The organism is Flavobacterium sp., assembly GCF_040382755.1.
GTDB lineage: Bacteria > Bacteroidota > Bacteroidia > Flavobacteriales > Flavobacteriaceae > Flavobacterium.
On sequence record NZ_JBEIET010000106.1, the window covers coordinates 1 to 7,023 of the forward strand.

8 protein-coding genes are annotated in these 7,023 nt (G+C 30.1%); 4 read left to right on the top strand and 4 right to left on the bottom strand.

The window, feature by feature from the left end:
* Positions 1-169 precede the first annotated feature (169 nt).
* Positions 170-988, top strand: coding sequence for a DUF8428 domain-containing protein (locus ABWO04_RS08975; protein WP_353079299.1), 819 nt, complete (start codon positions 170-172; stop codon positions 986-988).
* A gap of 43 nt (positions 989-1,031) precedes the next feature.
* The gene (locus ABWO04_RS08980; RefSeq protein WP_353079301.1) at positions 1,032-2,573 is read left to right on the top strand and encodes a glycine--tRNA ligase; all 1,542 of its coding nucleotides are present in this window, start codon (positions 1,032-1,034) and stop codon (positions 2,571-2,573) included.
* Between the two features lie 50 nt (positions 2,574-2,623).
* On the opposite strand, the gene ABWO04_RS08985 is transcribed toward ABWO04_RS08980, so the two are convergent.
* The 3 genes from ABWO04_RS08985 to ABWO04_RS08995 are packed head-to-tail and all read right to left on the bottom strand — an operon-like array spanning position 2,624 to position 5,022.
* On the bottom strand, positions 2,624-2,953 hold the full coding sequence (locus tag ABWO04_RS08985; RefSeq protein WP_353079303.1) for a DUF4296 domain-containing protein: 330 nt from the start codon (positions 2,951-2,953) through the stop codon (positions 2,624-2,626).
* Between the two features lie 2 nt (positions 2,954-2,955).
* The gene (locus tag ABWO04_RS08990; RefSeq protein ID WP_353079305.1) at positions 2,956-4,299 is read right to left on the bottom strand and encodes a dihydroorotase; all 1,344 of its coding nucleotides are present in this window, start codon (positions 4,297-4,299) and stop codon (positions 2,956-2,958) included.
* Positions 4,300-5,022 (bottom strand): polyprenol monophosphomannose synthase, encoded by a 723-nt coding sequence (locus ABWO04_RS08995; protein WP_353079307.1) that lies wholly within the window; start codon positions 5,020-5,022, stop codon positions 4,300-4,302. It abuts the gene before it with no gap.
* Between the two features lie 108 nt (positions 5,023-5,130).
* On the opposite strand from ABWO04_RS08995, the gene ABWO04_RS09000 reads away from it, so the two are divergent.
* Both ABWO04_RS09000 and ABWO04_RS09005 read left to right on the top strand, forming a co-directional pair.
* Positions 5,131-5,787 (top strand): DUF4271 domain-containing protein, encoded by a 657-nt coding sequence (locus tag ABWO04_RS09000; RefSeq protein WP_353079309.1) that lies wholly within the window; start codon positions 5,131-5,133, stop codon positions 5,785-5,787.
* A gap of 22 nt (positions 5,788-5,809) precedes the next feature.
* Entirely contained in the window at positions 5,810-6,559 is a 750-nt protein-coding gene (locus ABWO04_RS09005; protein ID WP_353079313.1) for a uroporphyrinogen-III synthase, read from the top strand.
* A 112-nt stretch (positions 6,560-6,671) separates the two neighbouring features.
* Here ABWO04_RS09005 and ABWO04_RS09010 read toward each other — a convergent pair.
* On the bottom strand, positions 6,672-7,023 hold a 352-nt coding region (locus ABWO04_RS09010; RefSeq protein WP_353079311.1), incomplete at its 5' end, for a phosphoenolpyruvate carboxykinase (ATP).

Below are 7,023 nucleotides of genomic sequence, written 5' to 3' on the forward strand. Positions count from 1 at the left end.
GGCAAATGATGCATGCAAGTGGTGCAAATAATTTTTTCATTTTTCAAAAGTAATTTCGAACAGCCATTACAAAACGCAGGAAATACCACGTTTAACAGATTTTTATGTATTTGGTCGAAAAATTTTATCATATTAAAACATTAGTTTTACTTTAGTAAAAATATTTAGAATGTCTTCAAAAAGAAACAACAACACCTATAAGGTCGCTATACTTTTATTGTCAATTTTTTTACTACTTGTGTTATTTAAAAGTTATAAAGATAACAAATCTGCTAAAGAACTACAAGACACATTAAAACAAGAAACATTAATTACGCAAAGTCAATTATCAGAAATACTTACGAAGTACGATTCTGTTTCGAGTTTATATAATAATTTTGATGAAAGTTTTCAGGATTTGTCTATAAAAGTGTCTGATTTAAAAGATCCTAAAAAGAATATTAAATTTAAGAATTTATCGGAATTAAATAAGGAAATTGATCAAATAAAGGATTCAATTAAAATACTGAAAGAAAAATTAAAGCAAATAGAAAAACTTAGAACGTTAATTAAACCAGAAGTTAAAACTCCAAAAATTACTGAAAATACGGCTTTAAAAGATGCTAAGTTTGAAGTAACTAATTTGCAAGTAAAAGGGGTTAAGTTTCTTACAGATAATAAAACACCAAATAAAGTAAAGCCAATTGAACAAATTAGAGTTTGCTTTACAGTGGATAGAAATAAATTAATTTCTTCTGGCGAAAAAGAATTTTTTGTACAAGTCGTAAATCCTAAAAACGATATCGTTTCTGTGGAAGAATTGACCTTTGAAAATAATAATATTACTTTAAAATATAGTAAATTAGTAAAGTTTGAATACCAGCAACAAATAACAGATGTTTGCAGTTATGTTGATTTAGAAAAGAACAAAACGGTAAAAGGAAGATATATTGTAAACTTATATTCAGGAACTACTAAAATTAGTTCAACCATTTTCAATTATAATTAAAAAATTACTTTTTTAATTCCATTCCTATTTTTACTTTTGCAACATGGCAAAACAAGAAGACTTATTTAAGAATGTAGTTTCGCATGCAAAAGAATACGGATTTATTTTCCCTTCTAGCGAAATTTACGATGGTTTAAGTGCGGTATATGATTACGCGCAAAACGGTGTAGAATTAAAGAAAAATATTAGAGAATATTGGTGGAAATCCATGGTGCAAATGCATGAAAATATTGTAGGATTAGATGCTGCAATATTAATGCATCCTACCACTTGGAAGGCTTCTGGCCATGTTGATGCATTTAACGATCCATTAATTGACAATAAAGATTCAAAAAAAAGATATCGTGCAGATGTTTTAATTGAAGATTATGCTGAAAAATTAAACATCAAAGCACAAAAAGAAATTGAAAAAGCAAAGGCGCGTTTTGGTGATGCTTTTAACGAACAAGAATTTATTACTACAAACCCAAGAGTTGTTGAATATCTATCTAAAAAGAACGAAATTTTAGCCAGAATGGCGAAAAGTTTAGACGCTGGTGATTTAGATGATGTAAAACTTTTAATTGAAGAATTAGAAATCGCTTGTCCAGATTCTGGATCTCGTAATTGGACAGAAGTACGCCAGTTCAACTTGATGTTTGGTACTAAATTAGGTGCTTCTGCAGATACGGCAATGGATTTATACTTACGACCAGAAACGGCACAAGGTATTTTCGTAAACTTTTTAAATGTTCAAAAAACAGGCCGAATGAAAATTCCTTTTGGAATTGCACAAACCGGTAAAGCATTTAGAAATGAAATTGTGGCAAGACAATTTATTTTTCGTATGCGCGAATTTGAACAAATGGAAATGCAGTTTTTCGTAAAACCAGGTGAAGAAATGAAATGGTACGAATACTGGAAAACGACGCGATTAAATTGGCACAAATCATTAGGTTTGGGTGCTGAAAATTATCGTTTTCACGACCACGAAAAATTAGCACACTATGCAAATGCAGCTGCAGATATTGAATTTAATTTCCCTTTCGGATTTAAAGAATTAGAAGGAATTCATTCTCGTACAGATTTCGATTTAAAAGCTCACGAGCAATTTTCTGGTAAAAAATTACAGTATTTTGATACCGAAGAAAATAAAAACTACGTACCTTATGTAGTAGAGACATCTGTTGGTTTAGACAGAATGTTTTTAGCGGTATTTTCAAAAGCATTACAAGAAGAAACATTAGAAGATGGCTCTACTCGTACTGTATTGCGTTTACCTTCTGTTTTAGCACCTACAAAGGCTGCTGTGTTACCTTTGGTTAAAAAAGATGGGTTACCAGAAATTGCCAAAGAAATTATGGAAGAGTTAAAATGGGATTTCAACGTAGCCTATGATGAAAAAGATGCTGTTGGTCGTCGTTACAGACGTCAAGACGCTTTGGGAACACCATTTTGTATTACAGTAGACCATCAAACTGTGGAAGATAAAACAGTTACTATTCGCTATAGAGACACGATGCTTCAAGAACGTGTCGCGATTGCCGATTTAAAAAATATTATTGATAAAGAAGTTTCTGTTAGAAACTGGTTAATGAAAATGTAATGAATTAAATTTTAAATTAAAACGCCAAATTCATTGAATTTGGCGTTTTTTTATTTTTTAATATTTTGGTGTTTTTCCAATCGTTCTAAAATTCGTTTGTGCATGTGTTTGTAGTTGTTCACTTCTGCAGCGTAATATCTGTTGTTTTGATGATACGTTGCACTATCAATTTTGTATTTTTTATAAATATAGTCTTTAGCTTCAATTTTGTTTGTTTGTAAAATATCTGGCGCATTTATTTTAGCAGCTTGTAAAACAGCCACATCAAATAAAATATTTTCCATAGTTGCTTCATCCAAAAGTATTTTCGGACGTTTTACAGGATTTTCGTTACATGCAAAAAATCCAAAAACAAAAACGAATAAAACTATTTTTTTCATTGCTATTCTCTATCAAAAGTTAATCTTTGTCCTGCAATACAATCTTTTACTTTTCCATTAGCATAAGCCAACTTCCCATTCACAAACGTATGCGTCACTCTCGACTTAAAATTAATTCCTTCAAATGGCGACCAGCCACATTTTGCAATAATATTTTCTTTTTTTACATTCCAAGGCATGTGCGGATTAACTACTACTAAATCGGCAAAATAACCTTCTTTAATAAAACCACGGTTTTCTATTTTGAATATTTTTGCTGGATTATGACACATTTTTTCAACAATCTTCTCCATAGATATTTTTCCTTTAGAATAATTCTCCATCATGGCTACTAAAGCATGTTGTACTAAAGGTCCTCCTGAAGGGCAAGTAGTATACGGATTTGATTTTTCCTCTAAAGTATGAGGTGCATGGTCTGTGGCAATTACATCTATTCTATCATCTAATAGCGCTTTCCAAAGTGCGTCCTTATCTTCTTGCGTTTTAACTGCCGGGTTCCATTTAATTAACGAACCTTTGGTTTCATAATCTGCATCTGTAAACCACAAATGGTGAATACAAACTTCAGCTGTAATTTGTTTTTTTTCAAGCGGAATTTTGTTTGTAAATAAGTCTAATTCTTTAGCCGTTGAAATATGAAAAACATGCAATCTTGCTCCAGTTTTTTTAGCCAATTCAATAACTCTAACAGTAGATTCGTAACAAGCTGCTACACTTCTAATTTCTGGGTGTTTTTCTACTGGAATGTCATCACCGTAGATTTCTTTATATTTAGCAAGGTTATTTTTTACAATGGTTTCGTCTTCGCTATGAACGGCTATTAAAAGCTTCGTGTTAGAAAATATTTTTTCTAACGATGCTGAACTATCCACTAACATGTCACCTGTAGAAGAACCTAAAAACAGTTTTAAACCTGCTACATTTTTAGGATTAGTTTTTAAAATTTCTTCTAAATTATCATTAGTACCACCCATCATAAATGAATAGTTGGCATGAGATGTTTTGGAAGCAATTTGATATTTTTCTTCCAAGAGCTCTTGAGTTACTGCGTTCGGAACCGTATTGGGTTGCTCAATATATGAGGTAATTCCACCAGCAACTGCGGCTTTACTTTCTGATGCGATGTCGCCTTTGTATGTAAGGCCAGGTTCCCTAAAATGAACTTGATCGTCAATAACACCAGGTATTAAAAAGCTTCCTTCTGCATCAATAATTATACATTCCGAAGATTTTGCACTGATGTTATCTGCAATCTGACGGATAATTTCATTCTCAATCAATACATCTCCTTCAAAGACGCTCCCTTCATTTACAATTCTTGCATTTTTAATTAAAAATGTACTCATTTATAGTTTGTTAAATATTTTTCTAATTCGTAACATAATCACCCCAATTACAGCTTCACGGATAATGGCGCCGCTCATTTTAGATTCGCCTAAGGTTCTGTCTGTAAAAATAATTGGGACTTCTTCAATCTTAAATTTATTTACAAAAGCACGATATTTCATTTCTATTTGAAATGCATATCCTACAAATTTAATTTTTTCAATATTTATTGTTTCTAAAACATTTCGTTTATAACATATAAAACCCGCAGTAGCATCATGAATTTGCATGCCAGTAATAAACTTTACATAAACAGAAGCAAAATAAGACATTAAAACTCGGTTTAATGGCCAGTTAACCACGTTTACACCTTTAGAATATCTTGAGCCAATTGCCACATCAGCCCCATTTTGACAAGCAAAATATAACTTTTCTAAATCGTTTGGATTATGAGAAAAATCGGCATCCATTTCATAAATATATTGATAATTATGCGAAAGTGCCCATTTGAAACCATGTACATAAGCAGTTCCTAAACCAGATTTTTTAGTTCTAACTTCTAAAAATAATTTTTCTGAATACTGTTTTTGTAATTCAGCTACTTTATTAAAAGTTCCGTCGGGTGAATTATCATCCACAATTAAGACGTGGAAGCTTGAGGGTAATTGAAAAACAGCATGGATAATCCGCTCTATATTTTCAATTTCGTTGTATGTAGGTATAATTACTATTCCTGCTGACATTGTTATTTTTATTACTTTACAAAATTAAGTTATTTTTACATTTATTTTCTTAATAATTTTATAATTTATTTGAGTTATTTTTTTTGTTACTTTTGCAGTATGAATATTATGCTATCAATAGAACGAGTTTTAGTCAACAAAGATTGGGCAACCCTATTATTTGTTTTAGCGACAGCCATTATTGCACTTAATAAAACTATTTTTTCAGTTCGATTTAATGAATTTATAAAATTAGGCTATTCTGAAAAGTATAATAAGATATACAAAGACACCAATAATTTATTAAGTTGGTTTACGATTTCTATGTTTGTCATTCAATTAATTTCCTTTTCCTTTTTTATTTTATTGTTTTTAAGTTATTTTAATTATACGAAAACCGATAATTATATAACTTATATCCAAGTAATAACATTTTTATTTGTGTTTATTTTATCTAAATTTTTAATTGAAAAAATTATAGGAACAGCTATAGATTCCGAAAGTTTAGTAGATAAGTTTAATCTAATAAAAGTAAATTATCGCGCTTTTTTAGGTTTTATATTATTACCTATAAATATTGTTTTGTATTATAATTCTTGGCCAATAAAAGAAGTGTTTTACATTATTTTAACCATTTTTTTACTTTATAATGTTTTTACTTATTATTTTTTAGTTAAAACGTATCAAAAGACAATATTAAGCAAATTGTTTTATTTTATTTTATATCTTTGCACGCTTGAAATAGCACCGTATTATTTCATGTATTATTGGGTAACGAAAAATTAGGAATTTTTTAGGTATGTCAAATTTGAAAGTAAAAACGATTTTGGTTTCGCAACCAGAACCTAAAGTGGACAATTCTCCATATCACGATTTGCAAAATAAATTTAAGGTTAAAATTGATTTTAGACCTTTTATTCATATTGAAGGCGTTTCAGCTAAGGAAGTAAGAGCGCAAAAAATTGATTTAAATTATTTTACAGCAATTATATTTACTAGTAAAAATGCTATAGATCACTTTTTTAGAGTTGCAGAAGAAATGAGATATAAAATCCCTGAAGATTTAAAATATTTTTGTCAATCCGAAGCAGTGGCGTTTTACTTACAAAAATATGTAGTGTACAGAAAACGTAAAATTTATGTAGGTCAGAAAGATTTTTCTGATTTAACGACACTTATAAAAAAATACAAAGACGAAAAGTTTTTATTGCCAAATACAGATCAATTAAATCATGATGTACCTCAAACATTAGACGGTTTGAAAGTAGATTGGAAACAAGGAATTTTTTACAAAACTGTAATGAGTGATTTATCTGATTTAAAAGATGTTTATTATGATGTCTTGGCATTTTTTAGTCCAACAGGAATAAAATCTTTATTTAAGAATTTTCCAAATTTTGAGCAAAATAATACAAGAATTGCAGTGTTTGGACCAACTACTCAAAAAGAAGCCTTAGATCATGGATTACGAGTTGATATTTTAGCACCAGCTCCAGGAACACCATCTATGACAGGTGCTTTGGAAAAATATGTTGCGGAAGCAAATAAAGGGAAATAATTATTTTATATATAAATTAAAAAAGCGTTCAGAAATGAACGCTTTTTTTGTACAATAAAAAATCGTCTTGATTTCAAGACGATTTTACAAGTAAGTTTTACTTTGTTAGGTTTTATAATTTTGGACCTGCTTCTACTAAAGCAGCACCTTCTTGATTATCCGTGTACTGTATAAAATTCTTAATAAAGCGACTTGCTAAATCTTCAGCTTTTGTATCCCATTCTTTTGGATTTGCATACGTATTTCTTGGATCTAAAATAGTATAGTCAACATCGTGTAATGAAGTTGGCACTTCAAAATTAAAAACAGGTACAATTGTAGTTGCTGCTTTTTCAATTGAACCATCTAAAATGGCATCAATTATAGCTCTTGTGTCTTTAATAGATATTCGTTTTCCAGTTCCATTCCAACCTGTGTTTACCATGTAAGCAGTAGCTTGATGTTGTTCCATTTTTTTTACTAAC